The organism is Neobacillus sp. YX16, from assembly GCF_030123505.1.
In the GTDB taxonomy this organism is placed as follows: domain Bacteria; phylum Bacillota; class Bacilli; order Bacillales; family Cytobacillaceae; genus Neobacillus.
Window position 1 is genome coordinate 1,709,294 of the sequence record NZ_CP126115.1, and the last position, 20,127, is coordinate 1,729,420.

The window sequence follows — 20,127 nt, forward strand, 5'->3', positions numbered from 1 at the left end:
TTTGGGGGGATTATCATGGAATATGGGTACTTTTTTACAGGATTTCCGGGTTTTATATGCAACCAATTAATTCGGGAAGTTTTAAAAAGGAATGATTTAAAGGGTGTTATATATGTACTAGTTCTTCAAGGGATGATGGATAAAGCAAGGAAGGAACGTCAAGCTATTATGAAAGAACTAGATCTAAAGGATGAAGCATTTGTCCTTATAGAAGGTGATATTACCCAGCCATCTCTCATGAGTTCAATCGATAACCATGAATACCTAAATGGAAAGATAACACATGTATTTCATCTTGCAGCAATTTATGATTTGGCAGTACCAAGGGATATTGCCTATAAAATTAATGTGAAAGGAACAAATAATGTGAATAATTGGGTAAGAGGATTGACTCAATTAAAACGTTATGTGTATTTTAGTACTGCATATGTTGTAGGTACTCGTGAAGGAACTTTATATGAGTCAGAGCTTATTCGTCCGAAAAGTTTCAAAAATCATTATGAGGAAACAAAGTATGAGGCTGAAGTTTTAGTGGATAAACTAAAAAGGGAAATTCCCATTACCATTATTCGCCCTGGCATTGTTAAAGGTCACTCACAAACTGGAGAGACGATTAAATTTGATGGTCCCTATTTTATGATGAATTTTTTAGATCGATTAAAATTTCTTCCTCTGCTGCCGAAATTGGGCAAGGGAGAAGCATATGTAAATTTAGTACCAATAGACTATATCATTCAGGCAACTACTTATCTCAGCTTTTTGGAGAAAGGGATTGGTAAGACTTATCATTTGACGGACCCTAGTCCTTATCGTGCGTCTGAAATTTACACCTTTATGATGGAGGAATTGATTAACAAGAAACCGATGGGTACCCTCCCATTAACAGTTGGCAAATGGTTTCTTTCTATAAAGCCGATGAGAAGGTATCTCAGGGTTGAAAAAGAAGCACTAGATTATTTCACCTGGATGGGTCATTTTGATTGCACACAAGCTGTTAATGATTTAAAGGAATCAGGAATTATATGTCCTGATTTTAAAGATGGTCTAAAGCCAATGACTGCCTTTTACCTAAAACAAAAGGATAATCCAAACTATCAAATACCTATTTTATGATTGTATCTAAACGGTATTATTTAAAATATTTCTCTTTCCTCGTTTATTCGGTCCGTTACTGGTAAAACTAATTTGGAAGTAACTTACATCAGAAGCGAGATAGAAAAATGAAAAAACTGAGTAAATTAGAAGCAGTCTTATGGAGTATAGCCTTTCCAGGATTCAGTCAGCTATTAAGTGGCCAGTACATCAAAGGTATTTTGTTTGTGATACTAGAATTTATTATAAATATGAACAGTCATTTTAATAGTGCAATCATGTATAGTTTTCTTGGTGAAATTAAACGTGCTGAATCGGTCGTAAACTATCAGTGGCTAATGTTTTACCCGTGTGTTTATATGTTTTCAATGTGGGATGGATATCGATATGCCATGCCGCTTGAGGAAAAGTATTCTTATTTACCATTTGTATTTTCTGCCTATTTTGTCACAGTTGGATTAATGATTTCACCAAAGGTTACCATCTTTAATGTTCATCCAGGTCCTGTCTTTTTACCAATGTTATTTGTTATTCCGGGGTTACTCATTGGATTTTTAATAAAATGGATATTAAAATCACGAAATTAGCTGCCAATCAGAAATTGATTAGTAGCTTTTTTGTTAAGAATTTTTTTATGCCCCCATAAAAAGGTACTGATTAAACGTACATCTTTAGTGGAAAAAGGGTGTTAAAAACGATAAGGTGAAAGAATTGGAGAAACAAGCGGAAAAGGAAATTAATTGAAATCTAGAATGATACAGGAAAAGATAGCCTTTCTTGGGCTTATTTTCCCCTATATGCATTACCATCATAAAAATCCAAGATGACAGCCATATGGTATAATTGGGTTATTGTGAGGTGAGGCAATGCTAGGTTTATTGTTTTTAACCAAGAATAAAAAACGAACGTTAGAGGAATCGGTTCTTTTAATTCAACAAGGGGACCGCTTACTATTAAATGAAATAATAGATTCTTATAAACCATTTATTGCGAAAAATGTTTCTGCAGTATGTAAACGATATATTTATGATACCGATGATGAATTTAGTATTGGTCTGATTGCCTTTAATGAGGCTATTGAGAAATATTCACCTGAAAGAGGAAGCTCTCTTCTTAGTTTTGCTGAAGTCATAATCAAGAGAAGAGTGATTGATTATATTCGGAAACAAACGAAAGATCAACATGTCAGTATCGACTTAACCTATTCATCATTTGAGGATGAGTCAGCGGGCATGGTAATTGTAAACGAGCTATCCCTCGAGGAGTATAAGAAAAAATCTGATGATGAATTAAGAAGAGACGAAATTATTCGATTTCAAGCATTATTAAATTCATTTGATTTAAGCTTTAGCGATTTAGTTGAGAATTCACCTAAGCATGCTGATGCTAGGGAGAATGCTATTTTGGTAGCTAGACAATTAGTTGGAAATGAGGAATTAAAGAGCTTCTTAATTGAAAAAAAGCGGCTTCCGATAAAGCAACTAGAAAAAATGGTTAATGTCAGCAGAAAGACGATAGAGCGAAACCGAAAATATATTATTGCAATTGCACTTATATTATCTAGTGATTATGTATATTTAAATGATTATTTAAAGGGGGTGCTTGAGATATGAGAAAGGGAATTGTAATGGAAATTGATGATCCCTATTTGACATTACTTACTCCAGACGGAGAGTTCTTACGTGCCCGTAAAATGGATAGACTTTATTCTGTAGGAGAAGAAATAGATTTTTTTCCAATTACTGCTTATATCCATAGTGAAAAATCAAATTCAATTAGAAACTTTTTTACCTTAAGATCCGCTTTAATGTCAGCAGCCGTACTGATAATTTGTTTGGGTTCCATTATTCCAGTGTATCAAAGTAACAAGGCTTATGCATATATGTCTATTGACGCTAGCACTAGTATTGAAATGGGACTAAATAAAAAAATGGAAGTCGTCGAGTTAAAGGGGTTTGATACAGAAGCGGATGAAATCATATCTCAGCTGGATGGTTGGAAGAAAAAAGATGTTTCGGAGTTAACCGCTATTATTGTTGCTGAGTTAAAAGACGAGGGGCAAATATCCCAATCTGAGCCTGCTGTTATTTCAACAGTAAAAACTAAACAGTTAAAAGATGAAGTGGAAACAAAATTGCAGAAAAATGTCGTTGAAATTCGACAAACTATAGACGAACAACTTGTAGATGTAAAAGTGTATACATCTACTGAAGATGAGATAGAAAAAGCACGCAACTCAGGTGTCCCAGTCGGAATATATCATAGAAACAAATCGGCTAAAAATAAACAATCTAAAGAAAAAAATAATAATATTGCTCCCATTGACTCCACAGCAAAAACAACATTGCCTCATGGTCAGCAAAAGAAACAAAAATATAACAGTAATTTACCTGACAACAGGCAAAGCGAATACCTAACTGAAAAGAAAAATAATGAAAAAAAGAAACCTGTTGTGAAAAATCAAGAGAACGGCAAACAAGTTTCACCTGAGGTAACCATAGATAGAGACTACAATGGGAATGAAAAACGAAATAATGGTCAAGTGAAACAGAGAGAGAACAACAAGGTAAATAACCAAGAAAAACAGAATTGGAATAAGCAAAATAATAACCAAGAAAAACAGAATTGGAATAACCAAAATAATAACCAAGAAAAACAGAAGACAAATAATCATAGTAATTCAAGAAAACATGAGAATAATGGAAAAAAATAAGTCCGGCAATAACGCCGGACTTTTTCCATGTTTATTTAGTTGGATTATTGTTGTTGACCTGCCATTTGTGCTTGAGCCTGTTTTACTAGCCTTTTGGTAATTTCGCCGCCAACAGACCCATTTGCTCGGGAAACTGTATCGGAGCCTAAATTAACACCAAACTCTTGTGCAATTTCATATTTAACCTGATCAAGATATTGCTCTATTCCTGGAACTAATAATTTATTGCTGCTGTTAGCCATTTTATTCAACTCCTTAGGATCTATACAGAGATTAATTTCTTTTCTCTGTAATAGTATTATGATTCAATTTTGTATTTTAATAAGTGGTAATGTTTTGAGGAAATGGATACTTATTTTTGCTGTATTAAACTTATCTGTTGATTTCCACTCCAGGCACTTCGCTGTCCGCGGGCGGTCCGGGGAGCCTGTCTAGCTGCATCGCCTAGCCCCTCGAGTCGCTTCGGTCCCAACGTTGAAGTCAAAGTACGACTTCATCGTCAGGCCCTCCAGCGCTTGTCGGGGCTGTACAAGGCGCTTCCGCTTTTCCTACTCCTCGGCGCTAAGAGATGAGCGGGGTCTCCCCTGCCCCGTCCTCCCGCAGGACACTGATTTTTTCATCCTCGAATCCGCCCACGTACGAAGAAAATGCGATAGCATTTTCGAGGAGCTTCGTGCCTTCCGCTCCAATCAACAGAGTGCTAAAATACAGCCAAAATATTTAATCACTGCCTTTACTTACATCCTTGTCTGGGTGCATGAAGGGATATGCTTGTGGTTTCTTTTTACTCTCTAGCAATTCACGATTTTCTGCTGTATTCCAGCCAATATCATTTGTTGGGTGAACCCAATCGTCCCCAGCCATAATTTCAGGGTCGGTATTTTCAGTCCAATTTTCTAAAGGAGAGTTTGGTGAAGAATATAAGCTGTCTCCAATCACAACGCCATGTTCATTTATGAATGGAGGCTGCATTTTAATTCCTGTTCCCTCGAAACTTGGCGCATTAATTTGATGTGGGATTGTTTCATTCATCGTTGGATTATCTGGTTTTTGCTTTTTCTTATTTGTCATCATTCTCACTCCTATTTTTCTTTATTTTTCGCTGAATGATCAAATTTATTTAAGAAAAATAAGGAAGTGATTGAATTCATGCTTCCTGTGAAAACTAATATTGTAACACGATGATAGGAGGTAGAAAAAATGGCTAAACGAAAAGCAGAATTTGATGCAGTAGAAAAATATACTAAAACTCCTCATAAGAATGTACAGGAAAGTGAATTCTCAGCGGAATTTACCGATAATAACAACGCAATAAGATTTGCAAACCGTAATTCAAAACTTGGAAAAAAAGGAAGAAGTTAATGAAAGAGCAGAAAAGCGTGCAAAACACACGTGAAGAATTTAGTATTGAATTTGGTGACGTAAATGGAATAAAGCTATATGAAGTCCTTCAGGCGAACAAGGACAATAAAAGGTCATCAAAAAAAAAATAAGCCGGCTATATGCCGGCTTTCTTTATCCTATATATGAAAAGATTAGTGTTCCTTTGTTTGCAGGATCAAAATAAGCGATTAAATTAGAAGGCTGTTTTAAAACTTTTCCAGATGATAAGTATTCCGAAAGATTAAAGGACAGCTCTTCAATCATTGTATGCTTGTATAAATCCTTCTCATCAAGTCTTAGATCTAAGTAGGTCTTCCCTAGGATTGATGGGTTTTCTACAATATGTTTATAAATTTCAGTTCTAGTTTGTTTAGTAAAGCTTTGTTCCCACCAAGGCTTTCGCGGCTTGTACTTATGGTTTATTAAATAATCATATTTCATCAGCCCAGCAATAATGTCAAGGTCACTCACAGACTGATATTCCAGGAAAGAGTATAATCTACGGAATAAATCTTCTAATTGATGGCCAATTCTTGACCAACCCTGTCCATCCCAAAAGGAGCCAAACTCCTGGAAAAAGTCAAAAGGTGAAGGAAACACGTTCGTTACTAAGTACTCAATTGTATGATTCATGCGATGGTCATTCCAATACTTTTCTAGCACATCCTCCACCTGTTTGATTCTGAGAATATCATCAAAGGGCAGGACGTTATTCCCCAAAATTTCATATGGCGAATGATCCATATATACATAATCATGATCAGCAGCACGAAGTCTAAGCCCAGTTCCCCTAAGCATTTTCAAAAAACCTAACTGTAATTCTTCTGGACGAAGTTCAAAAACATCATTAAACGTTTTCCGAAAGGATGCGTAATCTTCCTCAGGCAGACCGGCGATTAAATCAAGGTGCTGGTCGATTTTTCTGCCATCCTTCACCATGGTAACTGTTCTTGTTAGTTTTGCAAAATTTTGTTTCCGCATGACAAGCTCATTTGTATAATCATTTGTTGATTGAACACCAATTTCAAAGCGGAATAAGCCTTTTGGTGCTTCATTATTTAAAAATTCAATAACCTCAGGTCTCATGATGTCAGCAGTAATTTCAAACTGAAAAACTGTTCCTGGAAGATGCTCATCAATTAAAAATCGAAACATTTCCATCGCATAACTTCTACTAATATTAAATGTACGGTCAACAAACTTAATCGTCTTTGCCCCATTAGCCATAAGATAACGAATATCTTCTTTGATTTTCTCCCTGTCAAAATAACGTACCCCTACTTCAATGGAAGAAAGACAAAATTGGCAGCTAAATGGACAACCCCTGCTTGTTTCAATATAGGTGACACGTTTACCTAAATGCACTTTATCTTCAGGGAATTGATAGGGAGATGGCAGTTCCTTTAGGTCGAGCTTATTCATTTGGGGTGTAACTTTTACTTTTCCATTATCACGATAGGCAATTCCATGGACATTTTTATAGCTGCACTCTCCCGTCAATTCAGAAAGCAGCTGCTTAAATGAATGTTCACCCTCACCCATCACAATAAAGTCGACATTTGGAAGTTTTTCCATCCATTCTAAAGTATCATAAGATACTTCAGGGCCACCGAATACAATCTGAATAGAAGGATCAATTTTTTTTATCATATTGACAACCTTAATGGTTTCTTCAATGTTCCAGATGTAACAACTAAATCCAATAATTGTTGGTTTTTGCTGATAGAGGTCTGAAACGATGTTCAAAACAGGATCCTTTATCGTATATTCCTTTAATTGGATGTTAAATTCCGGAGCAGCGAAAGCCTTTAAGCAACGGATTGCTAAGTTTGTATGTATATATTTAGCGTTTAAGGTACAACAAATAACGTTCATTGTAAAACTCCTTCGGTAAATTTAAAACAATAGTATATTATATCCTACTTTTTTAAAAATTCATAATCGGAATAAAAAGTGTCTGTTATACTACAGAAGTAAAGCTGTTATATACATAATATGCTAAATAAAAACCATATAAAATAACGTTTTAGTTAAATTTTTTAAAGGTGTTATAGAATTATTTTGCTAATGTTTGATTTTTGTCACAGCGTAATAAAATGATATATCCTACAATGAATTTGGGGAATTTATATTTTTGTATTTTCTGTGTTTTTTTGTATAAGAAGGGGAGGGACATTATGTCTATATTACAAAAGAAAAATGAGCTTGGTTTCTTTGAGATTCGTCTTGAATCAATTGGGGGGCTTGGAGCAAATTTAGCTGGAAAAATGTTAGCCGAGGCCGGAGTGCTAGGTCTAGGCTTGAACGGATCTAATTTCTCATCATATGGCTCTGAAAAGAAAGGTTCACCTGTTAAAAGTTTTATCCGTTATTGTGATCCAGATGTTGAAATAAGAGATCACAGCCCAATAGAGCAGCCACATATTGTTGCTGTATTTCATGAAGCACTATATAGAACAGTCGATGTCGTTAGCGGATTAAATGCTGATGGAATCGCACTTGTAAACACAGCTAGAGATTTTGATGAAGTGAAAAAGGATCTAAAGTTAGAATATGGCACACTTGCTATTGTCGACGCTTTAACGATTGCAGTTGAAGAAAAGACAAAAGTAAACACTGCGATGCTCGGTGCGTTATATCGTATTTGCGATTTTTTAGATCCTGATTCTATGAGAAACGTTATTCGCAAAACTTTTGAAAAAAAATACCCGCATTTAGTTGAACCGAATATTCGCACGTTTGACCGTGGCTATAATGAAGTTCAATTTAAAACCTATGATGTGCCAGAAGGGGCAGAAGGTAAAAGTTTTTCTCGGCCATTGCCACAATTAGGGTACATGACCCAGGAAATCGGCGGGGTAATGACTACTCAAGGTAATAGTATATTAAAAGATTTAAGTGGTTCACGACAAGGATTTCTTCCACAGTTTGAACAGGATAAATGTATCCACTGTGCTGCCTGCGATAATGTCTGTCCAGACTATTGCTTCGTTTGGGAAGCTGGCGAAGATAAGAAGGGTAGAAGGCAAATGTTCCTTAAAGGGATAGATTATCAATATTGTAAGGGCTGTTTAAAATGTGTTGAAGCTTGTCCAACTGACGCATTAGGTGATCTTCGTGAAATGATTGGATATGCAGATTCAAACCGTGTAAAGCAGAACTTTCCGTATTTAGCAGGGGGGATTTCATAATGGCAATTTTAGAAGATAAGTTAAAGAGTCAAGGGGTCGCTGAACAGCTTTCAACCTTTGAATCCGGAAATGAAATGGCTGCTATGGCAGCTGCGCAAATTAATTATCATATTATGGGGTATTTCCCAATTACACCTTCTACAGAAGTAGCACAATTTCTGGACCAAATGAAAGCCCGTGGTGAGCATGATATTAAGCTGATTCCAGCTGATGGTGAACATGGTTCTGCTGGTATTTGCTACGGTGCTTCAGCTACCGGTGCAAGAGTATTCAATGCAACAAGTGCAAATGGTCTTCTTTATATGATTGAACAGCTTCCAGTTCAATCTGGAACCCGCTTTCCAATGGTTATGAATCTTGTAACACGTGCGGTTAGTGGACCTCTTGATATAAGAGGAGATCACTCTGATCTTTACTTTGCGTTAAATACTGGCTGGGTTATCTTAACAGCTAGCACGCCGCAAGCTGTTTATGATATGAATATTATGGCTCTGAAAATTGCTGAACATTCTAAGGTCCGTCTGCCGGTTATCGTTGCCTACGATGGATTCTTCACTTCTCATCAAAAGCGAAGAGTTGAGTATTTCAAGGATCGTAGTGTCGTGCAGAAATTTGTTGGTGAATGTCCAACAGACTATCATTTTGCGAGAGATCCAAAAAAACCAGTAACAATTGGTGCTCATATGAATGGTAATGACCTAATCAATAACAATTTCCAACAATCTGAAGCAATTTACGCTGCTGGTGAGGTATATAAAGAGGTTGCGGCAGAATATGCCCGTATATCCGGCCGTGAATACTCAGTGCTCGATTTATATGAAATGGAAGATGCGGAGGTTGCATTATTCCTCTTAAACTCTGCTGGTGAATCAGCTAAAGATGTAGTAGATAAATTACGTGCAAAAGGAATTAAGGCTGGAGTAATCAGCCCGAATGTTATCCGTCCATTCCCAGCGAAGGAAATTCGTGAAGCCCTTAAAAATGTAAAAGCATTATTAGTTGGTGAACGTGCAGATTCCTATGGGGCAAATGGACCAAATTTAACACATGAAGTGAAATCTGCCCTTCAAGAAGACCGCGAAAATCAAACAATCGTGTTAAGTCGAGTTTTCGGTCTAGGGGGTAAGGATTTCTACGCTTCTGATGCACATAAGTTCTTTGATATGGCCATCGATGCAATGGAAAAAGGCTATGCTGAAAAGCCGTTTGATTATTACGGTCATGTTCCTGGTAATCCAGATAAAATTCCTAAGCCAGTAATTACACCTCAGCACGGTGATGTATACAGATCTGGTTTAATTGATGTGAAAATGGATGAAGAAACAAACAAACTAAAGGTGAAAATTCCTCCTCTTCGTGCATTGACTGGCAAGCCTAAGCGAATTGCTTCTGGACACGGTGCCTGCCCTGGGTGCGGAATATTTGGTGGATTGGAATTATTCTTTAAAGGAATTGAAGGTGACATCGTTACATTATTCCAAACAGGCTGTGCGTATGTAACAACAACTTCATATCCGCACAGTTCTCATAAACAAACTATGATGCATAACTTATTCCAAAATGGTGCCGCTACGTTATCTGGAACACTTGAAGCGTTTATGGAATTAAAACGCCGCGGTGAAGTCGAAGTGTCTGACGATGCCACGTTTGTCATGATAACTGGTGACGGCGGAATGGACATTGGAATGGGGTCTGCCATAGGAACTGCGCTTCGTGGACATAAGTTGATTATGCTCGAGTATGATAATGAAGGCTATATGAATACTGGCTCACAAATGTCTTATTCTACTCCATTGGGTCATATGACAAGCACATCAGGTGTAGGGAAAGCACAGAGGGGAAAAGGATTCCATCACAAGGATACGGCGCAAATTATGGCGGCAACCAATATCCCTTACGTATTTACAGGTTCGGAAAGCTTCCCGCAGGACTTAGTTAAAAAGGGTGCGAAAGCACAGTGGTATGCACAAAATGTTGGAACCGTTTATGGTAAAATCCTGATTACCTGCCCGCTTAACTGGAAATCAGAGGATCGTTATGGGACTACTATTTTGGAGCAAGCTGTAAATTCTTGTTTCTTCCCTCTGTATGAGGTCGAGCAAGGTGTTACCAGCATTACCTATAACCCAGAAGATAAAAACAAACGTGTGGCTATTACTGAATGGCTTAAATACATGGGAAAAACAAAACATATGTTAAAAGAAGAAAACAAATCAATCTTAGAGGAATTTGAAGCAGAAGTTGAAAAAAGATGGCAGCGTCTTAAAGCAAAGCACGAAAATCCATTTCTTTAATTAATGGCTATGTTAAAGCTTATTATTGATTTTGGCACTCTGTTGATTTGTGCGGAAGGCGCGAGACTCCTCGAAAATGCTATCGCATTTTCTTCGTGCGTGGGCAGATTCGAGGAAGTAAATCAATGTCCTGCAGGAGGACGGGACAGGGGAGACCCCGCTCATCTCTTAGTGCCGAGGAGTAGGAAAAGCGGAAGCGACTCGAGGGGCTAGGCGCTGCAGCTAGACAGGCTTCCCGAACCGCCTGCGGAAAGCGAAGCGCCTCGCGACAGGCAGAGACCGCCTGTCACTGCGGTGATTATTCAAAGAAGCTTTCCTTAGTGGAGCACAAATCAACAGCCAAATTTAACAGAGTCTAATTAAAAAGGTAAAGCGGGAATTTCTACGCTTTACCTTTTTTTAAGTTTTCCAATGTAATAAATTTGTCAAGTAAAAAAGGATTTTATTTATATGTGTAGAATATAGGATATATGATATTACCTTATTTTGGGTTTCGTGGGGCGGGTGAATAAGTGGAGAATACAGCGAAACAGAACGAGGCATTGGCTGGTGAACAAAAATTCCGGAGAATATTCGAAGATTCAATGGACGGATTGATTTTATGGAACGACGAGTATCAAATTGTCGATATCAATTACTCTGGAGAAAGAATCTTTGGTCTTTCTAAAGATAGACTGTTTGGGAAGCCCCTATTAGATTTATTTAATTCTGTAGAAGAGAAAAAACAGGAAATTATGAATCATATCGAACAAGCAATGCAAATTGGCAAGCAATGTTCTACTATTGTAATTGAAATGATTGACGGTACAGTGAAACATTTTGATTACTCAACTAAGCGCCGAATAGTTGATGGTCTGAATCTAACCGTTATTATTGATGTAACGGAAAAAGCCAAAATGCAGGAACAGTTGAGAAAGTCTGATCGATTAAATATTGTTGGTGAGCTTGCAGCTGGGATTGCACACGAAATTAGAAATCCCATGACAGCATTGAAGGGGTTTATTCAATTACTTAAGCCTAGTATTAAAGCTGAACATTCTATGTACTACGATGTGATTACCTCGGAGTTAGCGAGAATTGATTCGATTATTAATGAGTTCTTAATCCTAGCAAAACCTCAGGAAATTAGATACCAAGAGAAAGACGTCTGTCAAATTATGAGGGAAACGGTTGATTTATTAAGTGCTCAAGCGGTACTATACAATGTCCAATTTTATACAGAATATGAGGACTCTTTGCCATTCGTTTATTGTGAGCCCAATCAACTAAAAAAGGTTTTTATTAATTTAATAAAAAACGCTATTGAAGTCATGCCGAGCGGTGGACAAATTACAATTATGATAAATAAAACAGAGGAACAAAATATACAAATATGTATTCAAGATGAAGGAATGGGTATTCCAAAGGATAAAATAATAAAACTCGGAGAGCCCTTTTATACCACAAAAGAAAAAGGTACAGGGTTAGGATTAATGGTCAGCTACCGAATTATTGAGGAACATAATGGGACAATTCAAGTTGAGAGTGAAGAGGGAAAAGGAACACTCTTTAAGATTATGTTACCATTAAATCATTATATAAAAAGTTAAAAAAACCACTTTCTATATCAGGAAGTGGTTTTTTAGATTAGTACAAATCAGGTCTTCTATCTTCAAAAATTGGTATTTGTTTTCGAATATCTTTTACAAGATCTAACTCTATTATTGCAGACAGTATTTCCTCAGTCGCTCCAGCTTCAGCAATTACGTCTCCCCATGGGTCGATGATCATAGAATGGCCGGCAAATTCATTATTTGGATCATGGCCTGAGCGGTTGCATGCAATAACGAAACATTGGTTTTCAATTGCTCTGGCAATCAGCAGCGATCTCCAATGCGATAATCGGGGGGCTGGCCATTCCGCAACAACGAAAAGGGCTTCAGCTCCTTTAGATGTATGTGCACGGATCCACTCGGGAAAACGAATATCATAACAGATTACTCCCCCAAAAAGGCGATTATCCAATTCAAATAACCCTTTCTCCTCTCCAGCTTCGAGGTAAAGATGCTCGTCCATTAATTTAAAAAGGTGTAGTTTGCTATATGAATGGACAAGCTGACCTTTATTATTGATGATAAGAAGGGTATTCTTTACTCCCTGTTCACCCTGATTTGCCACAGATCCGCCCACGAAGTGGACCTGATATTTTTTTGCTGCCTTTTTTAAAAAATCAATTGTATTGACTGCCCCCTGATCAGCGATTGTATCAAGTCGTGTTAAATCATAACCAGTTGTCCATAGCTCCGGAAAAACAATGATATCAGGATGTTCTTTCATTGCTTCTTCAATTAATCTTTCTGCATTTTGATAGTTTTCAATGGGATTACCAAAGGCAATGTCCATCTGTAAACAAGTTATTTTAAGTTTCATCAATATTCACCCCATTTGAATTTTTTAGAATTTTTTCTTTACAAGCTGTATTAAAAGTTATATCATTTGTGACTAGAATTCAACAACAAAATGAATTAAATAAAGCAGGTGACAAGATGAAGCAATTTCCAACATCGCAAATATTAAATAACCTCCCGAAGCAGTTTTTTGCTTCTTTAGTAAAAAAAGTTGGGAAATACATTGAAGAGGGCTATGATGTTATTAATTTAGGTCAAGGGAACCCAGATCAAGCAACCCCGAAGCATATCGTGAAAAAAATGCAGGAAGCGTCGGCTAATCCCGCGAATCATAAGTATTCTCCTTTTCAGGGTCATACCTACTTAAAACAGGCAGCAGCTGACTTTTATCAAAGAGAGTACGGAGTTACCCTTAATCCAGAAAACGAAGTGGCGATTTTGTTTGGCGGTAAGGCTGGATTGGTGGAAATACCACAATGCCTTTTAAATCCTGGTGATACAATGCTTGTACCAGATCCAGGATATCCAGATTATTTATCTGGGGTAGCACTGGCAAAGGCGGAAATGGTAATGATGCCGCTCCGAGAAACAAATAATTTTCTGCCAGACTATAGTGAATTATCTTCTGAGACAATTGAAAAAGCGAAGTTAATGTTCCTTAATTATCCTAACAACCCAACAGGGGCAGCGGCAACTAAGGAGTTTTTTGAGGAAAGTGTCCATCTTGCAAACCAACATGATATTTGTATTGTGCATGATTTTGCATACGGTGCAATAGGATTTGATGGAGAAAAGCCATTAAGTTTTTTACAAATTGACGGGGCAAAAGATGTAGGCATTGAAATATATACTCTTTCAAAAACCTACAATATGGCAGGCTGGCGAGTGGGCTTCGCAGTAGGAAATAGCAGCGTTATATCAGCAATTGAGCTTATTCAAGACCATCTCTATTGCAGTATTTTTGGCGGTATTCAGGAAGCTGCCGCTGAAGCATTAACAGGTCCGCAGGATTGTGTTCGAGACCTAAATAACCTTTATGAGCGTAGAAGAAATGTCTTGATTGATGGACTCCGTTCGCTGGGCTGGGATGTTACGGCGCCAAAGGGATCGTTTTTTGCTTGGCTAAAGGTTCCGGAGGGACTAACCTCTAGTGAATTTACCGAAATTCTTCTGGAACAAGCACATATTGCTGTCGCTCCTGGTATTGCATTCGGTGAACTGGGTGAAGGCTATGTCCGAGTCGGTTTACTCACGAGTGAGGAACGTTTAGGAGAAGCAGTGAGAAGAATTAGTAAGTTGGAAATTTTTAAAAAATAGATTGACAAAAAATATAATTCTTGGGATAATCCAAAATATAGTTTATCAACGTGATAAAATAAATAATACGATCGTTTTCTTATCGAGAGCAGGCGGAGGGAAAAGCCCGATGAAGCCCGGCAACCGACTTAACACAATGTTAAGCACGGTGCTAAATCTTGCAGCAAAAAGGCTGAAAGATGAGAAGATGTTAGTTTGCGATGCTAACCTCTTCTTTTGCGAAGAGGTTTTTTATGTTTTTTAAGAAAGGAAGATTAAAATTGTCTGAATTAATTGCAACATACCTAGTCCACGGTGAAAAAAATCTTGCAAAAAAAGCAGAAGAAATTGCTTTAGGTTTGACTGTCGGTTCATGGACGAACTTACCTGAACTAGAACAAAGTCAATTACGTAAGCACAAAGGCAGGGTGGTTTCGACAGAAGGATTACAAGATGAACAGTCACTCATACGTATTGCCTATCCAACAATCAATTTTTCAGATGATATTCCTGCCATTCTGACAACAGTTTTTGGAAAACTTTCATTAGATGGAAAAGTAAAATTACTTGATTTGCAGTTTAAGGATGAACTAAAAAGTAAATTTCCTGGTCCAAGATTCGGTATTGAAGGATTAAGAGAAAAACTAGGTATTTTTAACCGTCCGTTATTAATGAGCATCTTTAAAGGGGTACTTGGCAAGGATTTAAATTTCCTAACAGAACAGCTAAAGCAACAGGCTCTTGGCGGTGTTGATTTCGTTAAGGATGATGAAATTCTTTTTGAAAATGACTTGACTCCGTTTGAAAAAAGAATAACAGAAGGGAAAAAGGTGTTACAGGAAACATTTGAACAAACCGGACAACGGACTTTGTATGCTGTAAATCTAACTGGCAGAACATCTCAGTTGAAGGATAAGGCTAGGAAAGCAAAAGAGCTTGGTGCCGACATGTTACTTTTTAATGTTTTTGCTTATGGATTGGATGTTTTACAGGAGCTACGCGAGGATGACCAAATTGCTTTACCATTAATGGCCCATCCTGCTGTCAGTGGTGCGTTAACATCATCTTCCCATTATGGTCTCTCACATTCATTGCTGCTAGGTAAGCTCCTGCGCCTTGCTGGTGCGGATTTGTCATTATTCCCATCACCATACGGAACTGTGGCATTGGAGAAATCATCAGCTATTTCAATCGCAAAAGAATTAACAAAAGAGGATACAGTAAAAACTTCTTTTCCTGTCCCTTCTGCCGGTATACATCCTGGTTTAGTACCACTCTTAATTCGAGATTTTGGAATAGATTCTGTTATCAACGCTGGAGGCGGTGTCCATGGTCATCCAAATGGTGCGCGTGGCGGCGGTCTAGCATTCCGACAGGCTATTGAAGTCAATCTTCAAGGAAAGACATTAGTGGAGGGGGCAGAAATGTATCCTGAGCTAAAGACTGCGCTGCAGTTGTGGGGAAATACTGAGGTGTCAGTTTAAATGAAGAGACCTGTCATTTACTGTGATTTTGATGGAACGATTACTGAAAGTGATAACATCATCGCAATCATGAAGAAATTTGCACCAGCTAATTGGGAGGAAATTAAAGACCAAATTTTATCACAGAAAATTTCAATTAGTGAGGGTGTAGGGAAATTATTCTCGGAACTTCCAAGTAACAAAAGAGATGAAATTACAAAGTTTGCGATAGAAAATGCTAAGATTCGCGAAGGATTTTCTGAATTTGTTGAATTTGCAAGAACTGAAAATATTCCACTTTATATTGTCAGCGGTGGAATTGATTTCTTTGTATATCCCATTCTTGAAAAATTCGGCCCATTTGAAGGGATTTATTGTAACAACAGTGATTTTTCAGGGGAAAACATAAAAATACTTTGGCCATATACTTGTGATTCTTCTTGTCAAAACGAATGCGGCTGCTGTAAACCTAGTATTATACGAAAGATTAACAAGGATGAAGAATGCTTTACGATAGTAATCGGTGACTCGGTAACCGATCTTGAGGCGGCTAAACAAGCAGATTATGTGCTGGCTAGAGATCTCCTAGAGGAAAAATGTTCTGAATGGGGTTTAAATTATAATGGATTTACTACCTTTCATGACTGTATAGATGAAATAAAGAGTCGAATTGAGGTGAAGAGGACATCATGTTAAAGGAAAAATGGCTGGAGTTAGCTGACATAAAAGATGAATTGGCTGAGCGGGATTGGTTTATGGGAACAAGCGGGAACCTCGCTATTAAGGTTAGTGATGATCCTCTACAGTTTCTGGTAACTGCAAGTGGTAAGGATAAACGCAAGCGAACAGAAGAGGACTTTTTGCTGGTTAATGAATTTGGGCATGCAGTTGAAGAAACACACTTGAGACCATCTGCAGAAACGCTGCTTCATGTCGAAATATACCGAAAAACGAATGCAGGCTGTAGTCTCCATGTTCACACAATTGATAATAACGTGATTTCAGAGCTTTATGGGAACCAGGGGGAGGTAACATTTAAGGGACAGGAACTGATTAAGGCCTTTAATATGTGGGAAGAGGACGCAGTGTTGACGATTCCAATCATCAAAAACTATGCCCATATTCCTACTCTCGCAAATTCATTTTCGGAGCATATCAAGGAAGATTCTGGCGCTGTATTAATTCGTAATCACGGAATAACGGTTTGGGGAAGAAATGCTTTCGAAGCAAAAAAAATCCTTGAAGCTTCCGAGTTTCTTTTTAAATACCAATTACGTCTATTAGAACACAAGCAATACCAATTAAATAAAGTAGTTTAATTTCTTAGGAGAGGAAGGATTAATCATGGCATACATTACATTTCAAAGTAGTGAAGAACAAATTAGTAATCAAGAAGAAGTAGCGAGCTTTTTAGCGTCCCAAGAGGTTATTTATGAATATTGGGATATTACTAAACTTCCTCAATCACTAGTGGAGAAGTATCTTTTGAGTGATGAAGAGAAAGAAGAAATCCTAAAAGTCTTTTCAGCAGAGATTTCAGATATTTCTACTCGCAGAGGATACAAAGCTCAAGATGTAATATCATTATCTGATAATACTCCAAATCTTGATACACTGCTAACAAACTTCAAAAACGAACATCACCATACCGACGATGAGGTTCGTTTTATTGTGAGCGGCCACGGGGTTTTTGTTATTCAAGGCAAGGATGGAGAATTTTTCGAAGTTCACCTAAATCCAGGAGACTTAATTTCTGTACCTGAAAACACAAGACATTATTTTACCTTAGAGGAAGATCGTAAAGTTGTTGCGGTTCGAATTTTCGTTACAACAGAGGGCTGGGTGCCAATTTACGAGAAAGAAGAAATTCATCAATAAATATATGTAAACTGGCTGATCAGTAACAGCCAGTTTTTTATTTGTTTTAGTAAACAAATTTACTAAAACATCACTAAAAAAAGAATGAAAATTGTCGCAAAAGCAGAAAAACTGACGTGAATTTTGTCGAAAAGTAGGGTAAAATGCTTGTTTTGTCTACTTTTGCGAAAGTGTTTACTTTTACCTTAAAACTTGTCATAATTCATCAAGTAAACAAATTATTTTGCGGTTTAGCGTATAAGAGTAAGGAGTAGGTGGAGAAAATTGTACACGTATAACAACCCTTCTGAGATGCTTGAAGAGATAAAAGTCAAACGTGCAATGATGATAAATTGTGCGAATGCAAAAGGTTTTACAAGTGAAGAAACGATCAAATACAGCCAGGAGCTTGATATATTAATAAATGAGTATCAAAAAGCATCCCAGCATTTTTCAAGACCAAATGAAGAAATAAAGCTGTCTTTTAATGAAATGATTATGGTCTGGCCTAAGGTATGTGTTTAAGGAAATCACCTGAAGAAAGACTTAGAAGATATCAATGATGAGAACCATCACTAAAAGACCGGTAATAAAAGCATAGGTAGAGACTCTTTCATTGCCATCACCATGGCTTTCTGGAATTAACTCTTTATAAATAATAAACAACATCGCACCGGCTGCAAATGAAAGACCATATGGGACAAGCCCTTTAACAAATGAGGTTAAATAAAAACCCATAAAAGCTGTAACAATCTCAATTGCACCCGTTAGGGTTGCTAATAAGAAGGCCTTAGATTTGTTAATTTTTTGATTAACTAAAAAGAGAGCAACAAGAAGGCCTTCTGGCGCATTCTGAAAACCAATTGCCATGGCGATTAAATTCCCCGTATCCTCTGTTTGTGAAGCATAGCTTACACCGACGGACAAGCCTTCAGGAATATTATGCAGAGTAATTGCTGCAATGATTAACAATGCCTTTTCATCAAATTGAATTCCATACCGATTATGTTCCAAGTCAATATGAGGAATCCTTTTTTCCAGAGTTGTTAATGCCAAAACCCCCAAGAATACTCCAATTGCTAGTGAGACAAAACCACCCAATTTTAATGCTTCAGGGATTAGCCCTATTGTCGAGGCAGCCATCATGATTCCAGCACTAAAAGCTAATAACATATCCATCCACCGGTGTGTGACTGATTGATTAATAAAAAGAATGATTAGAGCTCCTGCACCTGTTGATAAAGCAGAAAGAACGCTTCCCACAAACACTTCCACCATTCTATAGCCTCAACCTTTCGTCTGTATGAATAGCGTAAATTAAATTATCTACATTATTAGACAGAAACTGTGATTTTTATCATTGTTTATTTCTGATTATTTCTTATAGTTAAATTATCACTATTTATAATAAAATTCACTCACATCACGAGCTCCATCAAATCTTATACTTCTAGAATTTACCTCAAACCTAAAATTTATCAATTTTGAAAAAAAGAAATCTATCATTGTTTGGTAATATGCTAATGTTACGAGTCATATATCGTAATATGGCATTTTTTATAACCAAGGAAGGCAAGCGCTTTCAAAACAAACATAGCCAATATGGGGGAGGGAATGTCCTACATGCACATTGTCGTATGTGTCAAACAAGTACCAGATACAAAAATCATAAAAATTAATCCGAAAACAAACACACTCGACCGCCGCAGCGCACCAGCCATTTTAAATCCTTACGATGCTCATGCTGTACAAGAAGCAGTAAGCATAAGGGAAAAGAATGGGGGTACAATCTCAGTTTTGTCGATGGGACCACCGCAAGCAACAGCTGTTATTAAAAAAAGTATTGAGATTGGTGCAGATCGCGGATATTTGATTACCGACCGTGCCTTTGCAGGTGCTGACACACTAGCAACGAGTTATGCCCTTTCTAAAGCATTAGAAAAAATCAATAAGGAACTCCCAGTCGATATGGTCATTTGCGGTAAGCATGCAATTGATGGAGATACAGGCCAGGTAGGACCTGGTATTGCTAGAAGGTTGGATATACCGCCTATAACGAATGTAATTGAAGTCTCAGAAGTCAATTTAAAAGAAAAAACCGTTTTAATCAAAAGGAAATTATCGAGCGGCTATGAACTCATACAGGCTGAATTACCGTGCTTGTTAACGGTTGAAAAAGAAATTAACCACATCGAGTATTCACCAATGCCCAATATGATACAAGCAGCTAGATATGAACCAGTAATTTGGACTGTAAATGATTTTGAAAATGTTGATCGTTCCCAGCTTGGTCTAAAAGGTTCGCCAACAATTGTTGGAAAAATGTTTACACCTCCACGTCCTGAAGGCGGGAAAAAAATCGAAGGTTCTGCGGATGAGCAAGTTAAACAACTCATGGATATCTTGATGGAGAAAAAAGAGGTATTAACATTACAGTCATCTAAACAATAA

At 37.4% G+C, this 20,127-nt stretch carries 21 protein-coding genes and 1 riboswitch; of the genes, 16 read left to right on the forward strand and 5 right to left on the reverse strand.

The features are described 5' to 3' along the window. Nucleotides 1-15 precede the first annotated feature (15 nt). From QNH48_RS08400 to QNH48_RS08415, 4 genes are all read left to right on the forward strand, one after another. On the forward strand, nt 16-1,113 hold the full coding sequence (locus QNH48_RS08400) for an SDR family oxidoreductase (RefSeq protein ID WP_283954542.1): 1,098 nt from the start codon (nt 16-18) through the stop codon (nt 1,111-1,113). A 107-nt stretch (nt 1,114-1,220) separates the two neighbouring features. Further along, entirely contained in the window at nt 1,221-1,679 is a 459-nt protein-coding gene (locus tag QNH48_RS08405) for a hypothetical protein (RefSeq protein ID WP_095251899.1), read from the forward strand. Nucleotides 1,680-1,958: 279 nt separating this feature from the next. Continuing rightward, nucleotides 1,959-2,705, forward strand: a complete 747-nt coding sequence (gene sigI / locus QNH48_RS08410) for an RNA polymerase sigma factor SigI (RefSeq protein ID WP_283954543.1) — start codon at nt 1,959-1,961, stop codon at nt 2,703-2,705. Beyond that, complete coding sequence (locus QNH48_RS08415) at nt 2,702-3,805, forward strand: anti-sigma factor domain-containing protein (RefSeq protein WP_283954544.1); 1,104 nt, start codon at nt 2,702-2,704, stop codon at nt 3,803-3,805. The genes sigI and QNH48_RS08415 overlap by 4 nt, the downstream gene beginning before the upstream one ends. A gap of 44 nt (nt 3,806-3,849) precedes the next feature. Here QNH48_RS08415 and QNH48_RS08420 read toward each other — a convergent pair whose 3' ends face one another. Both QNH48_RS08420 and QNH48_RS08425 read right to left on the reverse strand, forming a co-directional pair. Then, nucleotides 3,850-4,047 (reverse strand): alpha/beta-type small acid-soluble spore protein, encoded by a 198-nt coding sequence (locus QNH48_RS08420; protein ID WP_090763659.1) that lies wholly within the window; start codon nt 4,045-4,047, stop codon nt 3,850-3,852. A gap of 478 nt (nt 4,048-4,525) precedes the next feature. Then, on the reverse strand, nt 4,526-4,876 hold the full coding sequence (locus QNH48_RS08425) for a DUF3905 domain-containing protein (RefSeq protein ID WP_283955716.1): 351 nt from the start codon (nt 4,874-4,876) through the stop codon (nt 4,526-4,528). A gap of 129 nt (nt 4,877-5,005) precedes the next feature. Here QNH48_RS08425 and QNH48_RS08430 point away from each other — a divergent pair, with 129 nt between their 5' ends. Together QNH48_RS08430 and QNH48_RS08435 are read left to right on the forward strand one after the other, a co-directional pair. Continuing rightward, nucleotides 5,006-5,167: a hypothetical protein gene (locus QNH48_RS08430; protein WP_007086172.1), complete on the forward strand. Its 162-nt coding sequence runs from the start codon at nt 5,006-5,008 to the stop codon at nt 5,165-5,167. Continuing rightward, nucleotides 5,167-5,298 carry a hypothetical protein gene (locus QNH48_RS08435; RefSeq protein ID WP_283954545.1) on the forward strand — a complete coding sequence of 44 codons (132 nt, stop codon included), beginning with the start codon at nt 5,167-5,169 and terminating at the stop codon, nt 5,296-5,298. The genes QNH48_RS08430 and QNH48_RS08435 overlap by 1 nt, the downstream gene beginning before the upstream one ends. A 22-nt stretch (nt 5,299-5,320) precedes the next feature. On the opposite strand, the gene QNH48_RS08440 is transcribed toward QNH48_RS08435, so the two are convergent. Beyond that, on the reverse strand, nt 5,321-7,063 hold the full coding sequence (locus QNH48_RS08440; protein ID WP_283954546.1) for a B12-binding domain-containing radical SAM protein: 1,743 nt from the start codon (nt 7,061-7,063) through the stop codon (nt 5,321-5,323). A 302-nt stretch (nt 7,064-7,365) separates the two neighbouring features. On the opposite strand from QNH48_RS08440, the gene QNH48_RS08445 reads away from it, so the two are divergent. The 3 genes from QNH48_RS08445 (at nt 7,366) to QNH48_RS08455 (ending at nt 12,262) form a co-directional block, all read left to right on the forward strand. After that, nucleotides 7,366-8,379 carry a 2-oxoacid:acceptor oxidoreductase family protein gene (locus QNH48_RS08445; protein ID WP_283954547.1) on the forward strand — a complete coding sequence of 338 codons (1,014 nt, stop codon included), beginning with the start codon at nt 7,366-7,368 and terminating at the stop codon, nt 8,377-8,379. After that, a complete protein-coding gene (locus QNH48_RS08450) occupies nt 8,379-10,673 on the forward strand; it encodes a thiamine pyrophosphate-dependent enzyme (RefSeq protein ID WP_283954548.1) in 2,295 nt (764 codons plus the stop codon). The genes QNH48_RS08445 and QNH48_RS08450 overlap by 1 nt, the downstream gene beginning before the upstream one ends. A gap of 512 nt (nt 10,674-11,185) precedes the next feature. After that, the gene (locus QNH48_RS08455) at nt 11,186-12,262 is read left to right on the forward strand and encodes an ATP-binding protein (RefSeq protein ID WP_283954549.1); all 1,077 of its coding nucleotides are present in this window, start codon (nt 11,186-11,188) and stop codon (nt 12,260-12,262) included. Between the two features lie 37 nt (nt 12,263-12,299). Here QNH48_RS08455 and QNH48_RS08460 read toward each other — a convergent pair whose 3' ends face one another. Beyond that, nucleotides 12,300-13,082, reverse strand: a complete 783-nt coding sequence (locus tag QNH48_RS08460) for a carbon-nitrogen family hydrolase (protein ID WP_283954550.1) — start codon at nt 13,080-13,082, stop codon at nt 12,300-12,302. A 116-nt stretch (nt 13,083-13,198) separates the two neighbouring features. On the opposite strand from QNH48_RS08460, the gene QNH48_RS08465 reads away from it, so the two are divergent. From QNH48_RS08465 to QNH48_RS08490, 6 genes are all read left to right on the forward strand, one after another. Continuing rightward, entirely contained in the window at nt 13,199-14,377 is a 1,179-nt protein-coding gene (locus QNH48_RS08465; RefSeq protein ID WP_283955717.1) for a pyridoxal phosphate-dependent aminotransferase, read from the forward strand. A gap of 76 nt (nt 14,378-14,453) precedes the next feature. Then, nucleotides 14,454-14,563: riboswitch (SAM riboswitch) on the forward strand. 74 nt (nt 14,564-14,637) lie between these two features. Then, nucleotides 14,638-15,840 (forward strand): 2,3-diketo-5-methylthiopentyl-1-phosphate enolase, encoded by a 1,203-nt coding sequence (gene mtnW, locus QNH48_RS08470; protein WP_283955718.1) that lies wholly within the window; start codon nt 14,638-14,640, stop codon nt 15,838-15,840. Further along, nucleotides 15,841-16,515, forward strand: a complete 675-nt coding sequence (locus QNH48_RS08475) for a 2-hydroxy-3-keto-5-methylthiopentenyl-1-phosphate phosphatase (protein WP_283954551.1) — start codon at nt 15,841-15,843, stop codon at nt 16,513-16,515. Then, nucleotides 16,509-17,138 (forward strand): methylthioribulose 1-phosphate dehydratase, encoded by a 630-nt coding sequence (locus QNH48_RS08480; RefSeq protein WP_133369548.1) that lies wholly within the window; start codon nt 16,509-16,511, stop codon nt 17,136-17,138. Before QNH48_RS08475 ends, QNH48_RS08480 begins: the two co-directional genes overlap by 7 nt. A gap of 25 nt (nt 17,139-17,163) precedes the next feature. Next, a complete protein-coding gene (locus QNH48_RS08485; RefSeq protein ID WP_283954552.1) occupies nt 17,164-17,697 on the forward strand; it encodes a 1,2-dihydroxy-3-keto-5-methylthiopentene dioxygenase in 534 nt (177 codons plus the stop codon). 264 nt (nt 17,698-17,961) lie between these two features. Continuing rightward, complete coding sequence (locus tag QNH48_RS08490; protein ID WP_283954553.1) at nt 17,962-18,201, forward strand: aspartyl-phosphate phosphatase Spo0E family protein; 240 nt, start codon at nt 17,962-17,964, stop codon at nt 18,199-18,201. A gap of 21 nt (nt 18,202-18,222) precedes the next feature. Here the strand turns inward: QNH48_RS08490 and QNH48_RS08495 are convergent, their stop codons facing one another. Then, complete coding sequence (locus tag QNH48_RS08495) at nt 18,223-18,954, reverse strand: ZIP family metal transporter (RefSeq protein WP_283954554.1); 732 nt, start codon at nt 18,952-18,954, stop codon at nt 18,223-18,225. Nucleotides 18,955-19,299: 345 nt separating this feature from the next. Between QNH48_RS08495 and QNH48_RS08500 the strand changes: the two genes are divergently transcribed. Beyond that, a complete protein-coding gene (locus QNH48_RS08500) occupies nt 19,300-20,127 on the forward strand; it encodes an electron transfer flavoprotein subunit beta/FixA family protein (protein WP_133369641.1) in 828 nt (275 codons plus the stop codon).

Bases quoted from the DNA above. Each gene is read 5' to 3' on its own strand.
- QNH48_RS08400 (WP_283954542.1), top strand. From the start codon at position 16: ATGGAATATGGGTACTTTTTTACAGGATTTCCGGGTTTTATATGCAAC.
- QNH48_RS08405 (WP_095251899.1), top strand. From the start codon at position 1,221: ATGAAAAAACTGAGTAAATTAGAAGCAGTCTTATGGAGTATAGCCTTT.
- sigI (WP_283954543.1), top strand. From the start codon at position 1,959: ATGCTAGGTTTATTGTTTTTAACCAAGAATAAAAAACGAACGTTAGAG.
- QNH48_RS08415 (WP_283954544.1), top strand. From the start codon at position 2,702: ATGAGAAAGGGAATTGTAATGGAAATTGATGATCCCTATTTGACATTA.
- QNH48_RS08420 (WP_090763659.1), bottom strand. From the start codon at position 4,047: ATGGCTAACAGCAGCAATAAATTATTAGTTCCAGGAATAGAGCAATAT.
- QNH48_RS08425 (WP_283955716.1), bottom strand. From the start codon at position 4,876: ATGACAAATAAGAAAAAGCAAAAACCAGATAATCCAACGATGAATGAA.
- QNH48_RS08430 (WP_007086172.1), top strand. From the start codon at position 5,006: ATGGCTAAACGAAAAGCAGAATTTGATGCAGTAGAAAAATATACTAAA.
- QNH48_RS08435 (WP_283954545.1), top strand. From the start codon at position 5,167: ATGAAAGAGCAGAAAAGCGTGCAAAACACACGTGAAGAATTTAGTATT.
- QNH48_RS08440 (WP_283954546.1), bottom strand. From the start codon at position 7,063: ATGAACGTTATTTGTTGTACCTTAAACGCTAAATATATACATACAAAC.
- QNH48_RS08445 (WP_283954547.1), top strand. From the start codon at position 7,366: ATGTCTATATTACAAAAGAAAAATGAGCTTGGTTTCTTTGAGATTCGT.
- QNH48_RS08450 (WP_283954548.1), top strand. From the start codon at position 8,379: ATGGCAATTTTAGAAGATAAGTTAAAGAGTCAAGGGGTCGCTGAACAG.
- QNH48_RS08460 (WP_283954550.1), bottom strand. From the start codon at position 13,082: ATGAAACTTAAAATAACTTGTTTACAGATGGACATTGCCTTTGGTAAT.
- QNH48_RS08465 (WP_283955717.1), top strand. From the start codon at position 13,199: ATGAAGCAATTTCCAACATCGCAAATATTAAATAACCTCCCGAAGCAG.
- QNH48_RS08475 (WP_283954551.1), top strand. From the start codon at position 15,841: ATGAAGAGACCTGTCATTTACTGTGATTTTGATGGAACGATTACTGAA.
- QNH48_RS08480 (WP_133369548.1), top strand. From the start codon at position 16,509: ATGTTAAAGGAAAAATGGCTGGAGTTAGCTGACATAAAAGATGAATTG.
- QNH48_RS08485 (WP_283954552.1), top strand. From the start codon at position 17,164: ATGGCATACATTACATTTCAAAGTAGTGAAGAACAAATTAGTAATCAA.
- QNH48_RS08495 (WP_283954554.1), bottom strand. From the start codon at position 18,954: ATGGTGGAAGTGTTTGTGGGAAGCGTTCTTTCTGCTTTATCAACAGGT.
- QNH48_RS08500 (WP_133369641.1), top strand. From the start codon at position 19,300: ATGCACATTGTCGTATGTGTCAAACAAGTACCAGATACAAAAATCATA.